The following is a 22,228-nucleotide window of genomic DNA, read 5'->3' on the forward strand; positions in this document are numbered from 1 at the left end:
GTATCTTGTTCACCATACCAAATAGAAACCCATAATTGTTATGAAAAAAACAAGTTTACCCATTTACCTCTGCGCCTTCGTGCTGCTCCAGCTATTGTTTAATGCAAATGTTAAAGCGCAGGTGCCAAAACTGCCAACGAAATGGACAGCAGAAGCCATGCGCAGTTCAAACCCCTTTCCGGAATATCCACGTCCGCAGTTAGTACGTGACCAATGGCAATCGCTTAATGGTAAATGGGACTATATTGGTGGCAAAGAAAAAATGAGTGCCCTCGATCCTAAAACTCCTTTGGATTTTAAAGGGAAAAGTGAGCAAATCCTGGTGCCTTATTGCCCCGAATCTGTTATTTCTGGGATCGAACGTAAGCAGGAAATCAATATGTGGTACCGCAGAAAGTTCGAGATACCGAAAGACTGGAGTGGAAAAAATGTATTGGTTAATTTTGAGGCGGTAGATTACCAGGCCACAGTATTTGTGAATGGTAAAAAAGCAGGTACGCATGCTGGTGGTTATGATGCCTTCTCTTTAGATATTACCACCTTACTAAAAGGAGGGGTTAATGAGCTCATTGTTGCCGCCTATGATCCTAATGATGGACGCACACCTTCTGGAAAGAATGGTCCGCGGGGCGATTATACTTTCAGCTCTGGTATCTGGCAGAGCGTGTGGCTGGAACCGGTTAATAAGGATCACATCAAAAACATACGCTTATTGCCCGATCTGGAAAACAGCAGGCTCCAGATTACGGTTGATGCCTTGTCGGCAGAAGTATCTGCTGTGGCGCTTGATGGAAAAAAAATAGTTGCACAGGCACAGGGTAGCGCAGGCAAAACTTTTTACCTGCCCATTCAAAACCCAAAACTATGGTCTCCGGAAAATCCTTTTTTATATGATTTGAAAATCACTTTGAAAGCGGGCAATGGGAAAATTATCGATGAGGTAAGCAGTTATTTTGGCATGCGTGATGTTAAACTCGGAAAGGTTTCGGGAGTGGTGCGTCCCTTGCTGAACGGCAAGTTTGTGATGCAGGTGGGGTTACTTGATCAGGGCTATTGGCCAGATGGTATTTTAACCGCGCCAACAGATGAAGCACTTAAATCTGATATCGATTTTACGAAGAAAGCAGGCTTTAATCTGATCCGCAAACACATGAAAACCGAACCTAAGCGCTTTTATTACTGGGCCGATAAAATGGGGATTTTGCTTTGGCAGGATATGCCGGCAATCTGGTATCAGCACGAAGATACGGCAATGGTACGTACGGCTTTCCGCAAGGAGCTTAAGGCCATTATGGATGAACATTACAACTCACCATCCATCATTGCCTGGGTACCTTTTAACGAAAACTGGGGCGCTTTCGATGTGCCCGAGATTACAGATTGGGTAAAGAAATACGATCCATCCAGGTTAGTTAACGGAAATTCGGGCTTTAACAATAATCCGGGTTATCAGAAAGCTGCCGGCGATCCGGGTAATGGCGATTTTGTTGATACGCATATTTATGTTGGTCCGTATGGTGCCTCTAAACCCGATAATAAGCGGGCAGCCTCATTGGGCGAATATGGTGGTGTTGGCCTTTTTGTAAGGGGGCACATGTGGCCGGTAGAGAATAATGCCTATGCTTATGAACCCACCAGCACGGCACTAACCGAACGATATGTTTTGATGATGAACCAGGTTGAGCAGCTGATGAAGTATAAAGGATTGAGTGTTTCGGTTTATACCCAAACCACTGATGTTGAGCATGAAGTAAATGGATTGCTAACTTACGATAGGGCAGTTGAAAAGATGGATGTTAAACAGGTAAGCGAAATTAATAAAATCATTCTTGCAGAAGGTAAGAAGTTAAATGAGTAGAAGGAGTAGCCAGCTCTTCATTTTATAAATAATCAGCGTTATTACCCTAATTGATCAGGTAATAACGCTGGTTATGGTTATTTATCTGCGACAGCATAATTTAGCTCAACTACACCATTTGAAAACTGCTGCGTTGCTAAAAGGTTCAGTTTTATCCTGTCTTTTATATCTTTAAATAGCGGAATACCTTGCCCAAGTATAACCGGATTTACAAACAACCAATAGCCATCAATCAGGTTTTGCTGAATGAGCGAATGGGTTGCTGTTGGGCTGCCAAAAAGTAATATCTCTGTGCCTTCCTGTTGTTTAATTTCATTAATACGCGTTGCAAAATTGTTGCTGATGATCGTTGTATCAGTCAAATCAGCCTGTTGCAATGTTTCAGATATCACGAGTTTATGCGCCTTTTTATACCAGGCCGAATGCTCAAGGTCATGTTTACTCGCATCGGGGCTATCTGCTGCAGTAGGCCAGTAGCCTTCCATCATCTGGTAAGTTACCCGTCCGTATAAGGCTGTGTCAGTTCCGCTGATTCGCTTACCTACATGGTCAAAAAGTTCTTCATCCACTGTAATCCAGTTCATTTCGCCATTTGGGCCTGCAACAAAACCATCAAGGGATATATGCATAAAAGAAATTATTTTTCTCATTTTGGTGCTTATTTAAAGTAAATGTATGTTCTGTTTTTTTTAATCAAAAATAATACACTGCCGCGATGCAGATGGGGGTTATTTAAGACAAAATAAAGACTTTAAAGGTAATTGTTAAAAGAAACAATAAGTGCAAGTGAGCAAGCTTACCGTGGCCCAGGCAAGTATATAAGAATCGGAAGACATTTTGCTCAGATTTATAAAAAGAGAACATTTTGCTCAGACCTAACCCAAAAAGTACAATTAAAATAAGTGAAAATTACACAATCGATTGTATTATGCCGAACAATCGATTGCTTGATTTTTGCATGGTTTAAGCCCTTATTCTGTCAGGTTTTTTTTATTTAGTTTCGTTCTTTTGAATAGAAAAGCGAATAATTTTATGCGAAAATTTACCTGGTTAATTTTATTGTTAAGCCCTTTAGGCCTGTTGGCTCAGTCTTTTAAGCCCGTGCAGGAGCTGATAAAACGAAGAACACCCTGGCTAGCTGGTCATGTTGTTTTTAAACCCTTAAAAAGTAGTCAGCTTGACCGTTTCGAGATGAAGAGTGCAGGCGATAAATTGATTATTAGTGCCTCGGGCACCAATGCTGCGGCAGTTGGCTTAAATTGGTATTTAAAATACTACTGCAATCGATCGATGTCGCATATGGGGGATAACCTGGCGGCTGTATATCCAATTCCGAAAGTGAATGAGCTGGTAAGTGTTGAGGCCCCGGCCAGATACCGCTATGCTTTAAATTACTGCACCTATAACTACACTATGAGTTTTTACGATTGGAAAGATTGGGAACATGAGCTGGATTGGATGGCTCTGAACGGAGTTAACCTGATGCTTACTGTGAACGGGATGGAATCGGTATGGCAAAAAACTTTGCAGCAGATTGGCTATTCTGAAAAGGAGATTAACGATTTTCTGGTTGGGCCAGCGTATACCGCCTGGTGGTTAATGGGTAATATACAGGGGTGGGGCGGGCCGATGCCACAAAGCCAGATAAATAGCCGCAAAGCTTTGCAACAAAAAATGATTGCCCGGATGAAAGCACTGGGTATATCGCCTGTGCTGCAAGGGTTTTACGGAATGGTACCTGCTTCATTGAAAGATAAAAGCAAGGCAGAAATTATCGACCAGAAAACATGGGGCGCATTTAAGCGGCCGGATATTCTGGTTCCGGGCCGTGATGATTTTTCAAGAATAGCAGCAATATACTACAGCGAAGTGCGTAAGGCCTACGGAAACGATATTCGCTTTTTTGCAGGAGATCCTTTTCATGAAGGAGGTATTACCGAGGGGATTGATTTAAAAGCTGCCGGAAAATCTATCCAGCAGGAAATGCAAAAGAGTTTCCCCGGATCAACCTGGGTGCTGCAGGGATGGCAGGATAATCCAAAGCAGCAAATGCTCGAAGGACTTGATAAATCTCACATACTGGTGCAGGAACTGTTTGGTGAGTTTACCAATAACTGGGAAAAAAGAAAAGGCTATGATGGTACACCATTTATATGGAGTGTTGTGAATAATTTTGGCGAAAGGCCGGGTTTGTACGGCAAATTGCAACGGTTTGCAGATGAGGTGGATCGGATACGCAAAGGCCCGTATCAGGATGTTTTATCTGGTGTAGGAATTATGCCTGAGGGACTTGATAATAACCCTCCGGTGTACGATCTGATGCTTGAATTGGGCTGGCGTAAAGAACATGTTGAAGTTAAAGATTGGTTAGTTGGCTACGCTAAGTATCGCTATGGAAAATCAGATGCACACATTAACAAAGCCTGGCAGGGTTTTCTGGAAACCATTTATGAAAGTATCCCGGGTTATCAGGAAGGAGCAAGTGAATCGGTTTTCTGCATTCGCCCTGCACTGGATACAAAGCCTGTTTCGCACTGGGGTACCCGGGTTAGGACCTATGATCTGGTCAAATTTAAACAGGCTGTGCTCGAATTTGCTAAAGCAGCACCAGCATTCAAAAATGCTGATACCTATCAGATTGATCTGATTAATATGTTAAGGCAGGTGCTTGCCAATGATGGAGAACAGGTTTTTCAGGAAATGGTTAAGGCTTATAATGAAAAAAATACCCAGGAATTTAACCGATTTTCCACGCAATTTACGGACATGATCCGTTTAACAGACGACCTGCTTAGCGCTCATCCGTATTACCAGCTGAACACCTATAAAGCTCAGGCTCTAAAGCTTGGGAAAACAGCCGCGGAGAAAAAAGAAAACATCCGCAATGCCATGATGTTGATTACCTATTGGGGAGAAAATAATCCGGCAGAAGATAACCTGCATGATTATGCCTATAAGGAGTGGGGTGGCCTGATGAAAGATTATTACCTGGCCAGATGGGAGCTATACATCAATTATTTACAGCATGACCTTAAAGGTGAAAAAATGCAGGCCCCCGACTTTTTTCGGTGGGAGCGTGCATGGGTTGAGCAAAATATGGAGCTAAAAGCTCAAAAACAGATTAAGCCTTTATTTCAGGTCGTTGCTGAAATTCTAAAATTGAAAACAATTGCTCAATAATCCGGTAAGATTTATCCTTAATCATATTCCTGTTGTCTAAAATGGCGACAGGAATATTGTACCTTTTTAGCTGATCAATCTGCTCTGAAGGTAATTTAGGTTTATTAAGGGCAATCAGAATACCATCTACCCGTAAATTCATCATATTTTCGAGTATTTTTCTTTCCTGCTCAGGTTTATTAAAGGATTGGCCAAAAATTACATTGTAATTTTTATTGTTAGAATAACGTTCGATAGTACTCAGTACGGCACAGTGAAGCGGTTCAGCAATATCTGGAAGTACCACACCGATAGTAGAGGTTTTTCCCTGCTTCAGAAATATGGCATTTTGATTGGGATGATAATTCAGTTCGGCTGCAATTTTATTTACCCGCATAGTTGTTACCAAACCTATGCTTGGATGTCCTCTGAGCGCTCTGGATACTGTTGAAGGGTCAATTTTGAGTCGTCTGGCTATATCTTTGATTGTAGGGATTTTTTCCATTGTTTTAGGCTGTTGGTGTTAAAAATTGAGCTCACGATTTTTAAGGTAGAATGGGTATCCTGACCGCTGGTTTGTTTCCAGGTATTAAAATCAGTAATTGGATTATTATTGGTGCTATTCCAGATCCATTGGGGCTTTTCGCTGCTAAAGTATTGGTTATAGTCAATAATATTATGGCTTCCGCTTGAGGTATATTTGTGGATCAGCACATCCTTCGCTGCGGCATAAATGCGGTTATACTTAATTACATTGCTGTCGCAGTGTTCGGTTAGTCTGATTTCTCCTTCAATCTCTCCAAAGGCACCTAAAACACGATTGTTCTCTACCAGGGTATTGTTTATCACCGAACAGTTTTTAGTTCCCGAAATGGTATAATTCAGGTAATCGCCCATATAAATGCCAGTGCGGTAACAGTGGTAAACCAGGTTGTTCCTCACCATTGTAGTTTTGGTCGGATAGATATTGCTTTCGCTTATCAATCCTATTCCACGGTCACTTTCATAAACTATGTTTCTTTCGATGAGCGTATTGGCACCTCCGCAAACATAAATGGAAATGGCGCCATAACGGTCAGGACCCCAGGTTTCAGGTGTTTTGGTCATGGTGTTGTGGTGAAAAATATTATCACTAATCACGCCATTTCGGGCATAATTGGTTGCTATGGCACCGCGCGGATTAAGACCGTCGCCACCAGCTACAATGATCCCAATGTTCTCGGTATCGTAAACTTGATTACGTTTGAAAACGAAGCCATCTACGTTGCCGGCAAGCGTTACATTTTCGCTTGTTCCGGTTTGGGTATCATGAACCGTGCAGTCAGTAATTGATAAGTTAACTATTGGTGTTTTAGCTGTTCCAATAACGAGTATGGCATGTCCGCTTCTGCCCTGGGCGAGTGTAGTGGTGTTTTTGATGTTGTAAATATTACAGTTTTTAATAGCGATATCATGCCCGCTGCCACTAATTGAAATGCCCTGAGGATCAGTGTTAACTTTGTTGCTATGCAGGTTGCAAATATCAAATCCATCGATGGTAATCCAGCTCGTATTAATCAGGGTAATGAGTGCCTGCCAGCCGGTAACATTGATGCTGCTGCCATCAATAATTGCTTTTTCTTTAGGGTAACTTTGAAGGCTGATCGGTTTGCCGGGCTCACCAGACCTTGGGAATTTTATTTTCTGGTAATATCTCCCGCCTCTAACAATTACCTGGTCTCCGGGTTGCGCTTTAATTAAAGCCGCATTAATGGTTTTAAATGGTGTACGAATGCTCCCTGTATTGGTATCAGCGCCATTTGTAGCAACATAATATTGATGGGATGTTGATTTGCTTTGAAAGGGATTGGCTAAAGTATTGGTAGCGCAAACCAAATGCTGCGCTACCAATAAAAGGCCTAAAAAACAGTGGGATTTCATGTAATGTTAAATCTAGGTCCTTAAAAAATTATTCTGAAACGATCTTTCTGATCCTGTTATTGTTTTTGTCCAGTACATACACCGTTCCGTTTTTGTCGACAGCAACTCCGCCAGGTGCACTGAAAGAAGCCTGTGGTCCAAATCCGTCTGTATATCCTGCAGCATTACTTCCTGCAAAGGTGCTCACCTGATAAGTTAAAGCCTGTATGAAGCGGATACTTTGATCGGGGTTACTGGTGCTTCCGCCTCCGGTTCCGTTACCGGCAAGGTAAATATTGTCATTACTGTCAATAGCAATACCCCATGGATAAGCAAATTGTGCTGCACTGGCAGCTCCGTTTACATAACCTACCTTATCCTGCTGACCAGCAACAACGCTTCCCTGCCAGGTACCCGCAGTAAATTTTCTAATCAGCTGATCGCCATGGGCAGATACGAAAAGATTACCGGCATGGTCAAATTTAATCCCCGCGGGATAATTAAGCCCCGAAACGACCGCTTTAGAGCTACCCTGAGCATCGATTTGGTAAATACTGCCCGGACTGGCACAGCTGCCGTAAAATAATTTACCCGTGCTGGTATCAAAAGCAATGCTCCAGGGTTCCTGACTGGCAAAACCTAATGTTTTAGCTTGTCCATCAGGGCTAATCATTCTAATATCCCAGTTACCGGGGTCTGCGGAGTATATGTTTCCGCTGCCGTCAATGGCGAGGTCGTAGGGCAATGAAAAATTTGCTGCAGTGCCCTTACCATCTGAGTAACCCGAAACAGCAGGGTTACCAGCCAGTGTTGTCACGTTTCCTGCCGGATCAATTTTACGGATACAGTGGTTACCGGGATCAGCTACATAAACATTGAGTTGATTATCGACCACGATGCCGCAGCTTCTGTACCAGTTTTGGCCTGAGAAATTAAATGAGGCATCTGTACCTTTTCCGTTGGCAAAAGCGGCATTACCAGAGCCTGCGAGCGTGGTTACCGTTCGCGTATATTCGTAATTGAATATGCTTCCGCTCAAAACTTCCTGGTTTTCAATCTTCACTTTTATAGGGCCTGATTTTGATTTTTTGGGCACCACAACCATAATTTGCGTAGCGCTGGCCCCAATTACTTTAAGCGGAAGGTCATTTAAAACCACTGAGATTTTAGAAAGATCAGTAGTGAAATTAGTTCCGGTAATGAGCACTTCGGTACCTCCACCACCTTTTTTGGGTATAAAATCTGCAATGGTAACTGGCGAGGCAGGGTCGTAGTTGCCGGTTTTATCTTTTTTGCAACCTGCTAAAAGCAGCAGTATGCAGCCCAAAAGGTAAGGGCCTGCAATAATTATATGAATGAATTTTTTCATGGAATCTTTATTTAATATATCATGATACCTGTGTTACCAGCCTGGATTTTGTACCAAAGCCCGGTCACGGTCAAGCTGGTATTGAGAAATTGGAAAGAGGTACATTTTATTTTCCCAGGCTCTTTTTTGAAACAAAGTGCGTTTGTAAAAAGGCGTAAATGCAAATCCTTGTCCGCCATCATCTTCATTCACATTCATGGTATAAATGGTTTGATTTTCCGGTGCACCGAGTAAAAGTCTTCTTATAAGTGTATAATACCGGTCGCCTTCAAAACAAAGCTCTACTTGTCTTTCTCTTAAGATATACTTCCTCATGAGTTCTTTGTTGCCTACAGCAGCAGGATATACCGTTTCAATACCAGGTAAACCTGCTCTGGTTCTAACGAGGTTTAGCGTTTGTATAATCTCAGGATTAGATGGATCATATTCATTAAGTGCTTCAGCGTAATTGAGCAGAATTTCTGCATAACGCAGAATAATAAAGGGCCTATAATTGGTTACATCCTGTCTGATATTATCAGCAGGACTAACATTTTTAAGAAAATTATAGCCGGTAATGTTGTTGGTTATTCCGGTGGCTTTGGCTCCGGCTTTACCCGAATAGTAAAACTCTATGCGGCCGGTGCCATCAATGTTGCCTGCAGATGAATAATAATTTTTATCATCTACTGTTGGGGCTGGCAATACCGGACGGCCATTGTACTGGATATAAGCGTAAAAACGTGGTTCCCTGTTGGCATACATGTTCCATTGCCCTTTTTTATGCCCCCAGCTTTGGTCACCATTATTTTCTGCAAAGCCGGTTTCCTTGTACTGCGATTGCGGATCGTCGATAGTGCGGCCGTTATTCATGCAAAAGGCATCCACAACATTTTGAGTTGCATTGTAAAGATTAATCCCACCCGGGTTAGGCGAAGAGGCTTTGGTGTAACCCCAATAGTTCCATGAATTTCTGGAGAAAAGAATCTCTCTGTTCCAGTTGGCCAGAAACAGGTCGCGAACCGAGTAATAAGGATCAAACTTGCTGCCGCCATTATCCAGATTGGTAAATAATTGAAAGGCGTTCAGGTTCATTACTGCTTTTGCAGCATCTGCAGCAATTTTCCATTTGTTGGCATCATAAGCGCCTGGAGCTAGGGCAGTTCCATCCTGATTCTTTAGTGAAGCAAATGCAGGGTTTCCATTCCAAAGCGGACTTGCAGCCCAAAGCGCAAGTTGTGATTTAACAGCCAGACAAGTTCCTTTTGAAGGGCGGCCATAATCACTTGAAGAAGCCCAGTTTACCGGTAAATTAGCCGCAGCTTCATCCATTAACTGATTTACATAATCTTTACACTGATCAAAAGTATTTCTTGGATACTTATTGAAATCGTCATTTAAAGCAAGAGAACTGGTTAGTTTAACCACCGGACCGTATTGCTTAATCAGTTGCCAGTAAAACCAGCCCCTTAAGAATTTCGATTCTGCTTTGTATTGCGTTTTTAAAGCGGTACTGAGTTGCGATTCAGGTACTTTGTCAACATTGGCCTCGAAAATAAACGACGAGCGGATACCGGTATAATAATTGTCCCAATGGTCATAATAGGCGTTTACAGAGCTCCAGTTTCCGGCAACCATTTGCCTTACGTTGGTGCTGGGGATAGATACAGAGGCCTCATCGCTTATGCCAACATGCGGATAATCGATTTCTAAAACGGCGCCATAAATGTTGTATAAATAAGATTCTGCATTTGCCCGGTTGCTCCAGAGGATTTCTGAAGTGAGCAGGTTATCTGGTTTTTCATCCAGGTGTTTGCATGCGGATAGGGTGCATGTTAAAAACAATGATCCTGCTGCGATAATGAATACATATATACTTTTCATCATAATATTTTTTAATATTAAAAATTGATCGATACTGCTGGTTAAAGCGATACTTTCAGCCCCAATGCGAAGGTTCTCAGCGGTGGGTAGCCAGCCGCGTTGGCTCCAAGCTCCGGATCCCATAATTTAAATTTGGAGAAGGTGAGTAAATTCTGCCCGGAGAGGTAAAAATATACCGACTTAATTGCCGCCTTTTTTAGCAAATTATCAGAAATTCTGTATCCTAAAGTTGCCTGTTTTAAGCGCACAAAACTGCCATCTTTTGACCACCAGGTGCTGGGCTGATAGTTATTGCTGTTTTGATTGGCAATGCCCAGTCTTGGATAATAAGCATCCTGACGGGGATTATCAACAGTCCACCTGTCTTCCAGACTGGCCAGCATACCAGAGGGATATTGCCCCATGCCCGTGAAAGGCACAATCCCGGCACCCTGTGCACCGTCGCCGGTTACAGCCGAACCATTGGCCATAAAAGTTACATTGGCAATGCCCTGGAAGAAAAGTGAAAGGTCTACACCTTTATAACCTACTGTAAAACCTGCACCATATAGAATGGTTGGAACATCTGATTTACCAGTGTATACCTTGTCAAAGCTGTTAATCACCCCATCGCCATTTACGTCTTTGTACTTGATGTCGCCAGGTTTTGGTGTAGCACCGAACTGGCTTGCACTTTTGGCAATTTGTTCTGTTGAGGTAAATAGCCCTTCAGCAATATACATCAGGTTATCGCCTAGTTTTTGTCCGGTGGCCTGTTGATAAGCATATTGCTGTCTGGGTTCGTCTTTTTCTACAATTTTATTGTTGTTATAAGTGAAATTTCCGTATAAACGAAGCGATACGTTACCCATTTTTCCGGTATATTCCATATTGGCATCAACCCCCTGGTTGTTCATTTCGCCCAAATTGGCGAATACCGTTCCGGTAACACCCAGTATACCTGAAAGCGAACTCCGGGCAATGAGAATGTTTTTTCTTCTTTCTTTATACAGATCGACAGTGATATTCAGCTTGTTAAGCAAGCCGATTTCTATACCTAAATTGTCTTTGGTAGCTTTTTCCCAGGTCAGGTTTTCTACACCAAAAACGCTTTCGGTAACACCGTTAAAAATGGTGCCGTTAAAACCTAAACCTATCGATCTGCCTGGTCCGTACTGGCTCAGGTAAGGAAACCTTTTTAAACCATTGTTAATTCCAATCTGATCATTTCCTACAATACCGTGTGAACCTCTGATTTTTAACAGGTTAAACGTAGCAGATAAGTTTTTGAAAAAAGGCTCTTTCGAAATTACCCAGCCTCCGGAAACTGAAGGGAAAAAACCGAACCTTTTGCCGGGTTCAAAGTTTTCCGAACCGGTATAACCTGCATCAAATTCGATCATATAACGATCTGCATAATCATAAGTGGCTCTTACTGCCATGCCCTGGTTTTTGTAGGGGATAGATGAAATTACATCTCCGGCTGAGCTAACTACCCTCGAACGCATATTGTATAAAAATAAGCCTCCAAAATGATGATTGCCGAACCTGCGGTCGTAAGTAACATTGGTTTCCAGGTACATCTTTTTCTCTGCGGCTGAGGATTGTGAGTAACCCAGAAACTGTTCTCCAATCCTCGATTGGTTCAGGATTAGGTTGCCATCAGCGTCTCTTCCGCTGGCTAAGAAAAGGTTGTTTCTGCCTGTTCTTCTGTTATCGTTTTCGCTGTAAGAATCAAAAGAGAACCTGGCCATTGCACTTAGTCCCGGTGTTAGTTTATCTAATTTCTGATTGATAGAGAAAATAGATTGTATGGTTGGTCTGAACTCTGTTGCATAGCCCGAATTTTGGATTTCATTGAGTGGGTTGCTTCCTCCGTTGTTAAACGGGCCAGCCCATGAACCATCCGGATATTGTATTGGAAAGGCAATAGGAGGGGTTAAGTAGGCATTGTACCAGATTTTACTGGCTGATAAACCCGGGTATCTGCTGCTCACCAGCATGGCATCAAGGTTCATTGATAACAGGGTAGTAGCACTCAGGTCGATATCCAGGTTAGTTCGGAAATCGTATCTTTTAAAGTTTAAATTGGGGTTGTAGTCATTTTGTTTAGTCACCTTGTAGCTCCCGTCCTGATTGTAAAAAGAGGCCGAAACGTAATACCTTACGCTTTGAGAGCCGCCGCTAACATTTAAATTGGAGTTGAAACCCGGTGCCCAGTCTTTGTAAGTTGATTTGATCCAGTCTACATTAGGGTAGAGGTAAGGATCCAGTCCGCTGGCAGTTTTTTGAATAATTTCTTCTGAATATACGGTCTGGTTGCCATCATTAATATTGGCTTCATTGTACAACCTCATCCACGACACACCATCGAGCATTTTTGGCGTTTTAGTAAGGCCGGATATAGAGGCTTCCGTTTTGATCGAAATCTGCGGTTTACCTGCAGTTCCCCGTTTGGTTGTGATGATCAAAACGCCGTTGGCTCCCCTGGCACCATATACCGCGGTGGCCGATGCATCTTTAAGCAGGGAAATGCTTTGTATGTCTTCCGGATCAATGTTGTTGTAAGATCCACCGAAAGAACTATTTACATCATCGCGCTGTACACCATCAATAATGATTAAGGGTTCGGTATTACCGGTAAAGGTACCAATACCCCTGATGGTGAAAGAGGCGTTATCGTAGCCCGGTTCGCCGCTTCTTTGCATGGAGATAATACCGGCTACTTTACCTGCTAAAGAATTGGAAAGCGAGCGGTTAGGGGTTTGCATATCGGCCATGTTAATGGTGCTGACTGCTCCGGTGATCGTTACCTTTTTTTGCTTACCATAACCTACTACAACCACATCATCAAGGGTTTTATCTTCTTCTGCCATGCTGATCGTCATCTCGGTCTGATCTCCTAAGAGCACTTCTTTAGTCACAAAGCCCATCAGGCGAACCACGATTACATCGTTTTTATCTGCCTTGATTTTAAAGTTTCCATCCGCATCGGTGGAGGTTGCTTTTTTAGTGCCTTTAATGGTTACCGTTGCTCCCGGAATCGGGCTTCCTTTTGCATCGGTTACTTTACCGCGGATTTCCTGATCGCTGAAAATACTGCTCAGTTTATCCAGGGCTTTATCCAGAATGGAACTTTCTTTTGGTTTAATTAGAATGGTATTGCCATCAATGAGATAGGTTAGGGGGAGGTTGTGCAGGATTTTTTTTACTGCGGTTTCCAGTTGTTCATTTTCAATGGTGACGGAAATGGGATCGATCCCTTTGAGCACATTTCTGTCGAAGAGAAAATTATATCCACTTTGATTGTGGATTTTTTCTAAAGCACGCTTTAATGATACCCGCTGTTCATTAAGCGTTATGCGCTGCCCGAAGGTAGCCGCACTTACCTGCATTAGCGTGAAAAGGAGCACGATGGTGGTTAGGCGCATAATCATCCATATTTTACGGATATAACGGTTCGTTATCCCGGTTTTACTGGCATAAAATCTATACATTTCTTATATTTGGTTTGTGCAGTGGCCCTTCAGGTCTAATTGTTTGGCAGCTGCAGGTTTTGGTTAGTAATTTTTATTAACTGAATGCCAGGTAATTATCGGGGGTGTTTGCAGCACCCCTGGTGATTTGGCATCATGGCGAAGTAATTATTCCATCACAATCACCCTCCTTCCTTCAATTTTAAAATGTACACCGCCGATGGTTTCTATCCATTTCAGTACTTCTGAAAGTTTACTTTTTCTGGATACCAGCCCATCCAGAAGTGGTGTTTTACCTGTTTTTAAGCCAGGTTCATAAACAACCTCCACATTGTACCATCTCGCAACCTTACGCATGGCTGAGCTCAAATCTTCGCCGTCGAAAATGAAGTTGTCGTTTTTCCAGCCCAATACTTCCTCGGTATTCACCTGAAGTAAGTTTACAGTACCTGCTGCATTAATTGAGGCTTGCTGGCTGGGTTTTAACAAAACGAATTTGCTATCCTTCAGATTTTTGGAGCTTCGAACCTGTATGCTCCCTTCTACAAGCGTAGTTTTCGTAGTGGGTTCGTCAGCATAGCTATTGATATTAAATGAGGTTCCGAGGTCTTCAGCCAGCTGTCCGGCTGTAATTACGCGGAAAGGTTGTTTCGCATCATGTCTCACCTGAAAATAAGCTTCTCCGGATAGTTCTACCCGGCGCTCTTTCAGACCGGCGAAATTGGAAAGAAATTTTAAGGAAGAGGCCGCATTTAACCAGACTTTAGTTCCGTCTGAGAGCGTAATCTGGTATTGCCCTCCATTGGGAGTAGATACAACCAGTTGCTGTGCTGTTTCTCCCGAAGGGCTAACGCCACTGATGGCTGTTCCATCATTATATTCAAGACCAGATGCATCAACCACAACACCGCCTTTCAGATTTTTCAAGTCAAACTGTTTACCATTTGCTAAGGTAACCGTTGCTTTATTGCTACCGGGATCAATATCATGCGCAGCTAAATTGCTGGTGGCATGCTGTTTTTGAAAGTAAATAAATAAACCCACACTTAAAATCAGCAGTAACGATGCTGCAATTAACAGGCCCTGATTTAGCGTTCTGGTTCTGGTTTCTGTAGGGAGGGTAGTAGTCATCTGCTTAATAATAAGCAGATCTTCAAGTAATTCCTGTTCGCTTAAACCCAGTGGAAGGTCTTTATTCCATTGAGCATACCAACTTTCTAAGAAGGCAATTTCTTCGGGCGTACAATTGCCAGCCTGTTTCTTTTGTAAAAGCTTTTCTATATCTTCTTTTTGCATTATTCTTTACCAGGGAAGGAGCGTACCTTCCGTATTCAAAGCATAAAGACGAAGTAGAATAGCCTTGGGGGTAAAGAAATTTAAAAAAAAATTGGTGGATGGATTGACATCATGGTACCCAGTTTAACACGCAATACTTTTAATGCATTATTTACGGTACTTTTTACCGTCTGTTCAGAAAGATTAAGCGCTTTGGCAATTTCCTGATGACTGAGGAAATGTTTCCTGCTCATTTCAAATATCTGGCGGGTACGTGGCGGGAGGTTGGCAATCTCCTGATCAATAATAGCCCTTAGCTGGTTTTGCCTGGCCAGGTGATCGGTAGTAACCAATCCATATTCAGCAAAATGCTGGATGGATTGCACGTAAGATTTTTCCAGCTTCTGTTTGGCAAGGAGATCAAAAATTCTGTTTCTTACTGCAGCATAAAGATAGCCCGAAAGGGTAGTTTTAAAAGTAATCTCGCTGCGTTTAATCCATAAGGTGGTGAAAAGTTCATGAATAAGATCCCGGCATTCTTCTCTTAACTGAAGACGTTTAAAAGCATGAATGTATAAACAAGCATGATAACGATGGTAAATTTCAGCGTACGCCCGTTCATCACCCGATTGGAGTAATTCGGCTAATTCCTGATCATGATAGTGTTTATAGGGCATTTTGTTTGAATGTACTAACATACAGAAATAATATGTACCAACAAAAAGATTTAAAGCATGGTCTGCTGTTCAGATTTTTTGCCCGACACAAATAGATAGGGCCAGGATTGCTGTGTATATAATCCGGTTCTTACCAAAATACCTTTGTTTTTCGGGATAATTATTTATTCGCTGGCATTGTACAGGCCTAATTTCTCTGCCAATATAGAGGCTTACTTCAACTATAGCAATGAAAACAGATGATTCTCTGGAGTATAATTTTTATCCTGATGTGTATTGCGGTGAGCATTGCAGTTGAGGCATACCTTAATCGCAATAAATAACATTTCTTTCGGGATAATAACCAACTCTGGCTGTGTTTTTTTTTAATCGAATTTATTATTTACTCCATTTAGATGGTTGTATTTTCCTAAGGCTGATGAAGTTCAGTAAAGAGCCTTTTTTAAGTAGGTAATAGTCATTATTAGGCTTTAAATTGTGCAAAAATAAAATCTTTCTCTTTTCCAATACGTTACCTCTGGCGGGTTTGCGGATGTTTCAGAAGATGGTAATTTTGCCCTATGAGGGTTACGGTAGTTGCTATTTTAGAGACAGATTTCAAACAAGATCTGGCTTTGGCTAAGATTATGAACAGCAGGTTGCTCAGGGTAGCAAAAGAACTGCAAGACATACACTTAGTGGGCTTACAAGGAAGAAGATCTGTGGTACATAGCCTTACCATTCAGCTAAGTTATAACCAAAAATATAAGATCCGTTACCGGATCATGAATGAAGTACCACCAACCGTAGCCTGCCTGGTGGCAGAAAGCTGTAGCCGCCTGGGCTACATACCCAACAGGAGCGTGGTACGGGAGCAGAGCAGCATGTTAGGCTAAAGAAGATTAACGCATGCAAAACCAGTTAACAGGGATGGTATTATTCGACCACAAATAATTGCGTAGGCAAAGCAGCGGTTAATTATGCAGCATAACAAGTAGTTAGCACTAACTTTGTCTGATTTATAAGCAGTACACAAGGCCTAAATGTGGCTTAAGGTGCTGCCAAGCAAAAAAAAATGCCGGTTTTTAGGAAAACAACATTCTATTTAATTAGATTTGAAGTGTATCCTAAAAAATACTACCCTTTTGGAGGGGAATGTTAAATCCCACAATCAATGACCCGGTTTATCCTATTATTTGTTACATTTTTTTATACGATCTCTGCTGTTAATGCTCAGGAAAGCTTTATCGGTGATATCAACTACCAGTTATTAGAGAAATACGTTGATCTGGCCCTTAAAAATTACCCCAAGCGTAAAATGTATAAAGCCAGCGAACTTAGCGCCAAGGCTAAAATCGGCGTGGCAAAAGCGACCTACCTGGATGCATTTACAGCATCTTATAATTACAGTCCTAACAATGCGGCCAGGTACAATACCGCAAATCCCTATACCTTAAACGGCATACAATTCGGGATTTATTTTAACATCGGCATTTTGTTCCGCACGCCGGCACTGGTAAGGCAGGCTAAAGAAGAACACAACGAGAAGTTTTATCAGGCCCAGGAATATGATATCCTGCTCAGGTCTGAAGTTAAAAAAACGTATTACGAATACCTCCGCGAGAGTGCCGATTTGCGGGTAAAAGCGCAAACTTATATCGACAATAAAGCTGCCAGCGATGGCCTTCGATACAAGTTCGAAAAAGGAGAGGTGAGCCTGGATGATTACACCAAAGCCAAAACCTTGACCTCCTATGCTAATTCTGAAAGGCTGCTTGCCGAGCTTAATCTCTTAAAAGCTAAGGAAGAGTTGGAAGCGCTGATTGGTGAAGAATTAAAAAACGTGAAATAAGACAAATGAACATACAGAAATCCTTAGATACAGTAATCAGATACAGGTGGATTATCATCGCGATCTTCATTTTGACGATAGTTGTTAGCTTTTTTGTCTTGAGAAACCTGCCAAAAGATTATAAATCTGAAGCCAAACTCTCAACCGGTTTGCTCGATCCATCCAGGCAGCTGGCACCCGATCGCGCCAGTTATACCGGACCTGATATCATCATTAAACTTAATCAACAGTTTTCAACGATTATGGACATCATGCGCATGCCCAAGAATATCAGTTTGCTGTCTTACCGCCTGATTTTGCATGATCTGAAAGATGAAAAAACATCATTTAAACCCTGGAGTGCAGAGCTGAAAGCTTTAAGTGATGCAGAAAGACAGGAAGCGATTGCCTCGTTTGAAACACGTTTGAACAGCAAACAGGTGCTTACACCACTCGATAACGGTAAAATAAAACTTTATCAGCTGGTAACTTCAATGGGTTATGAGGAGAAAAGTCTTAATAAAAAACTCGATATTAACCACGAGCAAAACAGCGATTTTATTTCGGTAGCCTATACCTCTAACAATACGCTGCTTTCGGTTTTTGTGGTAAACACTCTTTCCAAAGATTTTATCAATAATTACAGTCTGGAGCAAATCCTGAATAAAAATACAGCCATTGTAGTGCTCGATTCGCTGTTGAAAAAGAAAGAAGCTGTAATGAACGAGCGGATAAAGCAGTTAAAAGACTATAAAATCCGTAACGGTGTGCTCAATCTCGATAAGCAATCGCAAATTGTTTATCAGCAGATTACCGATAACGAGAACAAGCGGAATCAGGCCCTGATTGACAGACAGGCCGCGCAAGCCGCATTAAAAAGTGTAAATGATAAACTGGCGAGCAGAACCAGCGATAAATATCTCGGTGCAGAAGTAATTGAAGATAACCGTGCCATTATTAACTTAAAAAATAAAGTTCAGGCCGCCGAAGATAATTATTTGCGTAACGGTTACAAACCTGCTGATAAAAAAACGGTAGATTCATTACAAGTGCTGCTGAGTTCAAGATTAGTCCAGTCTAATGATCAGTATGTAAGCGATCCGCTTATTGCCAAACAAAGTCTTGTTCAGCGCCGTATCTCGCTGGGAATTGAAGTGGAAAGGGCAACTGCCGGCATAAACGATATTGATAAGGAACTGGCCAAGCTGAATGCCAAATTTACCGGGATGGTTCCTTTTGATGCGGGCGTATCAGACTACGAACGCAATGCTGATGTAGCCACAAAAGAATACCTGGAAATTTTAGCGCGTTATAATCAAACCAGTCTCGATAAAAATGTAAGTTTACGCCTGCAATTGGTTCAGGAGGGGATACCAACTCTCCCTGAATCGTCAAAGAAAATGATATACATGGCGCTGAGTGCGATTGCCAGTTTCGCAATTTGCTTTTGTACCATATTTCTGATCTCTGTTTTAGACTATTCGGTTAATAACGGAACAGAATTAAAGTCTGAACTGAATGCAAAGCTTATCGGTGAACTGGATTTCATCAGGGCGGGTAGCGACAGTATTCCTCAAATTTGGTCAGGACAGCAGTCTGAAAGTGAATATGCTGTTTTTAAGAACCAGATAAGGGCACTGCGTTTCGAGCTTGATAACCAACTTTTTAACCACAATGAGAAAGTATTGGGCTTAACAGGTTTTGGCGCTTCAGGATCGCAGTCATTTACAGTATTAAATTTAGTCTATGCCTTTGCGCAGCTCAATAAAAAAGTCTTACTCATTGGGAATCAGGAGCTCGTATCAGCTTTGCAAAAGTTAAAGGTACCTGTAAATCAATCCCTGAAAGCAGTATTACAGGCTGCAGATATTGTTGAAAACAAGCCTTTTACTTTCGTTAGTTACGATCTGAACGGGCAATCACTTCTGGAAATAAAAGACCGCGAAGGGCTTTCATCAATTTTTACTGCGATTAAAGATCGCTTCGATTTAATTATTGTGGCGCTTGATTCTATGGAAGACGATGTAGATAATCGCGAGTGGATGTCGTTTATAGGATTGTACGCAGCAATTTTTGTAGCAGGATCTGCATTGCACGATAAGCAGAAAAAAGCACTTGCCGCATTAAACGGAGATGAAAATTTTGCAGGCTGGATCGTTACCGGAGTGAAACAAAAATAGTCAGCAGTTATGCTTGAAAAGTTAAATGCATATATCGTTGACCACAAGAAAAAGATTGTTTTTTTTATGGTCTCCCTATGCCTTTCGGTTCTGGTAGCTGGCTCTACTTATTCATTTGGGGTTTTAGGGCCATTACTGGTGTTGGCTTTCGCTGCGCTGGGTACATTTTTGATTGCACTTTTCCATAATCCACGTACCGGCTTTTGGGTGTATTTAACCTATTGCTTTATCCTCGGCTTTTTAGTCAAGTCTTTTTTAAACATACCTGTCGGTTTGGCCCTCGATGCCATATTGGTGCTTACCTGGGCCAGTATGCTGGTTAATGTAAAACATTTCGATTGGAATAAACTAAAAAATGATCATGTTATAATCGCTCTTGTTTGGTTTATCATTAGCTTTTTACAGCTTTTAAATCCCTATGGCGGTAGTATTGCAGCCTGGTTTAACGAGCTGAGGTTTGCCGCACTGAGCTGGCTGCTTATCGCGCCATTTGTGTTCCTGCTATTTAACCGGATAACTGATTTGAACAGGTTTATCCTGGCAGTGTTACTGCTTTCGCTTCTGGCCACATTATACGGTATGAAACAGCTTTATCTCGGGCTTTCAACGGGAGAACAAACCTGGTTAAACGCGGGTAATGCAGGTACACACATTATTAACGGTAAACTCAGGGTATTTTCGATGTATTCTGATGCAGGGCAATTTGGTGCTTCGCAGGCAATTATGGCTGTTATTGCTTTAACATTGGCTACAGGGCCCTTCGGCTTCACTAAAAAAGTAATTTTTGCCCTTTTTGCATTGGTTTTCTTATATGGTATGGCCATATCTGGTACCAGGGGTGCCCTGTTCGCTTTGGCCGCAGGACTTTTTGCTGCACTTTTTTTAAACAAAAATTTCAAAGTATTAATTGTAGGTGTAGTATTTTGTTCAGCAGGTTTTAGCATATTAAAGTATACGACTATTGGCGATCATATTTTCCAGGTTAACAGGCTGCGGAGTGCCCTGGATCCCAAAGATGCATCATTAGGCGTGAGATTGGATAATCAGCATAAATTGAAAAGCCTGCTCGATGATCTACCCTTTGGCGCTGGATTGGGCATGAGTGGGATGAATGGTACCACTTATAATTCGGATCGGCCCATAGCCAATATTCCGCCTGATAGTTACTGGGTAAAAGTTTGGGTAATGTATGGCGTGGTAGGACTTGTAATCTGGTTTGCGCTTACCAGTTATATTATTGGAAAATGCAGTGGCATTGCCTGGAAAATCCGCGATCCGAAGTTGAGGGTAAAAATGATTGCCCTTACTGCTGGCACCGTGGCTTGTTTTATTTGCAGTTATGGTAATGAAGTGATGAATGGGATGCCTTCATCGGTAATTATGTTTATGTCGTGGTCATTCATTTTCATCGCGCCGGCGCTTGATCAAAAGTTAATAGAAGGAGGAACGGATGGCGCTGATATATGATGTGATACACCTATTTTTGTGGGTTCTGGCTGTTTACCTGTCATTTAATTGCCTGTATCTGGCTTTTTTTGCACTTGCCGGACTTTTTCCTTTAAAACCTGCGCAAAAAACAGCCGCTACATATAAAAAAATAGCCGTGCTGTTTCCTACCTATCATGCAGATGAGGTGATAATAGAAAGCACACATGCAGCGCTTACACATGATTATGATGGAGAATTCGAAATTGTGGTTATTGCTGATGGATTAATGCCACAAACCAATGCCCAACTTAAGGCGATGGGTGCAGAGGTAATAGAAGTGTTTTTTGAGAAAAGTACCAAAGGCAAAGCATTGTTATATGCAATGGAAAAACTTAAAGATCGCGCTTTTGATATTGCCCTGGTGCTCGATGTAGATAATTTAATGGGTGCTGATTGCCTTAATGCGGTAAATAATGTATTTGAGCAGGGGCATCAGGTTGTTCAGTTACATCGCACAGCGAAAAATTTGGATACCAGTTTTGCCTTTCTCGATGCCTGCAATGAAGAAGTCAATAATCATATCTACCGCAAGGGACAAGCTGTGCTGCGGCTTTCTCCTGCCTTGATCGGCTCCGGAATGGCTTTCGATTATACTTATTTTCACTCCCTGTTAAAAAAAGTTGGCGATACCGTTGGTGAAGATAAAAAAATGGATTTCCTGATTGCCGGCGACAGGGTGGAAGTAGCCTACCTGAACGATGTTTTTGTTTATGATGAAAAAGTGAGCAATGCCAGTGTGTTTACCACACAAAGAACACGGTGGATCGCATCACAAATAGAGTTTTTACGTACCTATACGCTAACAGGGTTGAAGGAACTGTTTAAGGGGAACATCGAATTTTTTAATAAAACCCTGCAAACCATGTTAATGCCGCGCATATTATTGCTGGGCTTGCTGTTTGTGATGACGCTACAATCGTTTTTCAACCCCTTTGGACCAGCAAAAGGATTATGGCTAACTTTGTTTGCCAGCATCTGTATAACTTTGCTGATTTCGGTACCTAGACGATTTTATGGAGATAAAAGACTTTATCTGGCCATTTGGCAAATCCCCCGGGCTATGATTGGGATGGTGATTGCACTATTTAGCATCGGAAAGGTCAAAAAGTCTAACTTAGCAACACCGCATCAAAATACAAACACCAGCGAAAATAAAACTTAAGTTATGCCGATACTACTACTGATTATTACCGGT

15 protein-coding genes are annotated in these 22,228 nt (G+C 42.0%); 7 read left to right on the forward strand and 8 right to left on the reverse strand.

Annotated features, from left to right (window positions below):
* The first annotated feature begins 40 nt into the window (after positions 1-40).
* Complete coding sequence (locus BLR37_RS10110) at positions 41-1,858, forward strand: glycoside hydrolase family 2 protein (RefSeq protein ID WP_090768039.1); 1,818 nt, start codon at positions 41-43, stop codon at positions 1,856-1,858.
* Between the two features lie 77 nt (positions 1,859-1,935).
* On the opposite strand, the gene BLR37_RS10115 is transcribed toward BLR37_RS10110, so the two are convergent.
* Positions 1,936-2,508, reverse strand: a complete 573-nt coding sequence (locus tag BLR37_RS10115) for a dihydrofolate reductase family protein (protein ID WP_090768042.1) — start codon at positions 2,506-2,508, stop codon at positions 1,936-1,938.
* A gap of 382 nt (positions 2,509-2,890) precedes the next feature.
* On the opposite strand from BLR37_RS10115, the gene BLR37_RS10120 reads away from it, so the two are divergent.
* Positions 2,891-5,038, forward strand: coding sequence for an alpha-N-acetylglucosaminidase (locus BLR37_RS10120; protein ID WP_090768045.1), 2,148 nt, complete (start codon positions 2,891-2,893; stop codon positions 5,036-5,038).
* Here BLR37_RS10120 and BLR37_RS10125 read toward each other — a convergent pair.
* From BLR37_RS10125 to BLR37_RS10155, 7 genes are all read right to left on the reverse strand, one after another.
* On the reverse strand, positions 4,980-5,522 hold the full coding sequence (locus BLR37_RS10125; RefSeq protein WP_052265887.1) for a LacI family DNA-binding transcriptional regulator: 543 nt from the start codon (positions 5,520-5,522) through the stop codon (positions 4,980-4,982). The genes BLR37_RS10120 and BLR37_RS10125 overlap by 59 nt on opposite strands.
* Complete coding sequence (locus tag BLR37_RS10130; RefSeq protein WP_090768048.1) at positions 5,492-6,937, reverse strand: DUF1565 domain-containing protein; 1,446 nt, start codon at positions 6,935-6,937, stop codon at positions 5,492-5,494. The genes BLR37_RS10125 and BLR37_RS10130 overlap by 31 nt, the downstream gene beginning before the upstream one ends.
* 28 nt (positions 6,938-6,965) lie before the next feature.
* Entirely contained in the window at positions 6,966-8,285 is a 1,320-nt protein-coding gene (locus BLR37_RS10135) for an IPT/TIG domain-containing protein (protein ID WP_090768051.1), read from the reverse strand.
* A 33-nt stretch (positions 8,286-8,318) separates the two neighbouring features.
* On the reverse strand, positions 8,319-10,151 hold the full coding sequence (locus tag BLR37_RS10140) for a RagB/SusD family nutrient uptake outer membrane protein (RefSeq protein WP_208599628.1): 1,833 nt from the start codon (positions 10,149-10,151) through the stop codon (positions 8,319-8,321).
* Positions 10,152-10,189: 38 nt separating this feature from the next.
* Complete coding sequence (locus BLR37_RS10145; RefSeq protein WP_090768058.1) at positions 10,190-13,624, reverse strand: TonB-dependent receptor; 3,435 nt, start codon at positions 13,622-13,624, stop codon at positions 10,190-10,192.
* A 147-nt stretch (positions 13,625-13,771) separates the two neighbouring features.
* Positions 13,772-14,899 carry a FecR family protein gene (locus BLR37_RS10150; protein ID WP_090768061.1) on the reverse strand — a complete coding sequence of 376 codons (1,128 nt, stop codon included), beginning with the start codon at positions 14,897-14,899 and terminating at the stop codon, positions 13,772-13,774.
* An 80-nt stretch (positions 14,900-14,979) separates the two neighbouring features.
* Positions 14,980-15,576 (reverse strand): RNA polymerase sigma factor, encoded by a 597-nt coding sequence (locus BLR37_RS10155; RefSeq protein WP_244154634.1) that lies wholly within the window; start codon positions 15,574-15,576, stop codon positions 14,980-14,982.
* 539 nt (positions 15,577-16,115) lie between these two features.
* Here BLR37_RS10155 and BLR37_RS10160 point away from each other — a divergent pair.
* The 5 genes from BLR37_RS10160 to BLR37_RS10180 all read left to right on the forward strand — a co-directional run bounded on the left by BLR37_RS10160 (position 16,116) and on the right by BLR37_RS10180 (position 22,195).
* Positions 16,116-16,430: a hypothetical protein gene (locus tag BLR37_RS10160; protein ID WP_090768064.1), complete on the forward strand. Its 315-nt coding sequence runs from the start codon at positions 16,116-16,118 to the stop codon at positions 16,428-16,430.
* Positions 16,431-16,708: 278 nt separating this feature from the next.
* Positions 16,709-17,386: a TolC family protein gene (locus tag BLR37_RS10165; RefSeq protein ID WP_090768066.1), complete on the forward strand. Its 678-nt coding sequence runs from the start codon at positions 16,709-16,711 to the stop codon at positions 17,384-17,386.
* A gap of 5 nt (positions 17,387-17,391) precedes the next feature.
* The gene (locus BLR37_RS10170) at positions 17,392-19,545 is read left to right on the forward strand and encodes a GumC family protein (protein ID WP_143009560.1); all 2,154 of its coding nucleotides are present in this window, start codon (positions 17,392-17,394) and stop codon (positions 19,543-19,545) included.
* 9 nt (positions 19,546-19,554) lie between these two features.
* Positions 19,555-21,012, forward strand: a complete 1,458-nt coding sequence (locus BLR37_RS10175; RefSeq protein WP_090768073.1) for an O-antigen ligase family protein — start codon at positions 19,555-19,557, stop codon at positions 21,010-21,012.
* On the forward strand, positions 20,996-22,195 hold the full coding sequence (locus BLR37_RS10180; RefSeq protein ID WP_090768076.1) for a glycosyltransferase family 2 protein: 1,200 nt from the start codon (positions 20,996-20,998) through the stop codon (positions 22,193-22,195). The genes BLR37_RS10175 and BLR37_RS10180 overlap by 17 nt, the downstream gene beginning before the upstream one ends.
* The last annotated feature ends 33 nt before the right edge of the window (positions 22,196-22,228 follow it).

The sequence above is a fragment of the Pedobacter soli genome, assembly GCF_900101435.1.
GTDB classification, from domain to species: Bacteria; Bacteroidota; Bacteroidia; order Sphingobacteriales; family Sphingobacteriaceae; genus Pedobacter; species Pedobacter soli.

Bases quoted from the DNA above. Each gene is read 5' to 3' on its own strand.
- BLR37_RS10110 (WP_090768039.1), top strand. From the start codon at position 41: ATGAAAAAAACAAGTTTACCCATTTACCTCTGCGCCTTCGTGCTGCTC.
- BLR37_RS10115 (WP_090768042.1), bottom strand. From the start codon at position 2,508: ATGAGAAAAATAATTTCTTTTATGCATATATCCCTTGATGGTTTTGTT.
- BLR37_RS10120 (WP_090768045.1), top strand. From the start codon at position 2,891: ATGCGAAAATTTACCTGGTTAATTTTATTGTTAAGCCCTTTAGGCCTG.
- BLR37_RS10125 (WP_052265887.1), bottom strand. From the start codon at position 5,522: ATGGAAAAAATCCCTACAATCAAAGATATAGCCAGACGACTCAAAATT.
- BLR37_RS10130 (WP_090768048.1), bottom strand. From the start codon at position 6,937: ATGAAATCCCACTGTTTTTTAGGCCTTTTATTGGTAGCGCAGCATTTG.
- BLR37_RS10135 (WP_090768051.1), bottom strand. From the start codon at position 8,285: ATGAAAAAATTCATTCATATAATTATTGCAGGCCCTTACCTTTTGGGC.
- BLR37_RS10140 (WP_208599628.1), bottom strand. From the start codon at position 10,151: ATGATGAAAAGTATATATGTATTCATTATCGCAGCAGGATCATTGTTT.
- BLR37_RS10145 (WP_090768058.1), bottom strand. From the start codon at position 13,624: ATGTATAGATTTTATGCCAGTAAAACCGGGATAACGAACCGTTATATC.
- BLR37_RS10150 (WP_090768061.1), bottom strand. From the start codon at position 14,899: ATGCAAAAAGAAGATATAGAAAAGCTTTTACAAAAGAAACAGGCTGGC.
- BLR37_RS10155 (WP_244154634.1), bottom strand. From the start codon at position 15,576: ATGTTAGTACATTCAAACAAAATGCCCTATAAACACTATCATGATCAG.
- BLR37_RS10160 (WP_090768064.1), top strand. From the start codon at position 16,116: ATGAGGGTTACGGTAGTTGCTATTTTAGAGACAGATTTCAAACAAGAT.
- BLR37_RS10165 (WP_090768066.1), top strand. From the start codon at position 16,709: ATGACCCGGTTTATCCTATTATTTGTTACATTTTTTTATACGATCTCT.
- BLR37_RS10170 (WP_143009560.1), top strand. From the start codon at position 17,392: ATGAACATACAGAAATCCTTAGATACAGTAATCAGATACAGGTGGATT.
- BLR37_RS10175 (WP_090768073.1), top strand. From the start codon at position 19,555: ATGCTTGAAAAGTTAAATGCATATATCGTTGACCACAAGAAAAAGATT.
- BLR37_RS10180 (WP_090768076.1), top strand. From the start codon at position 20,996: ATGGCGCTGATATATGATGTGATACACCTATTTTTGTGGGTTCTGGCT.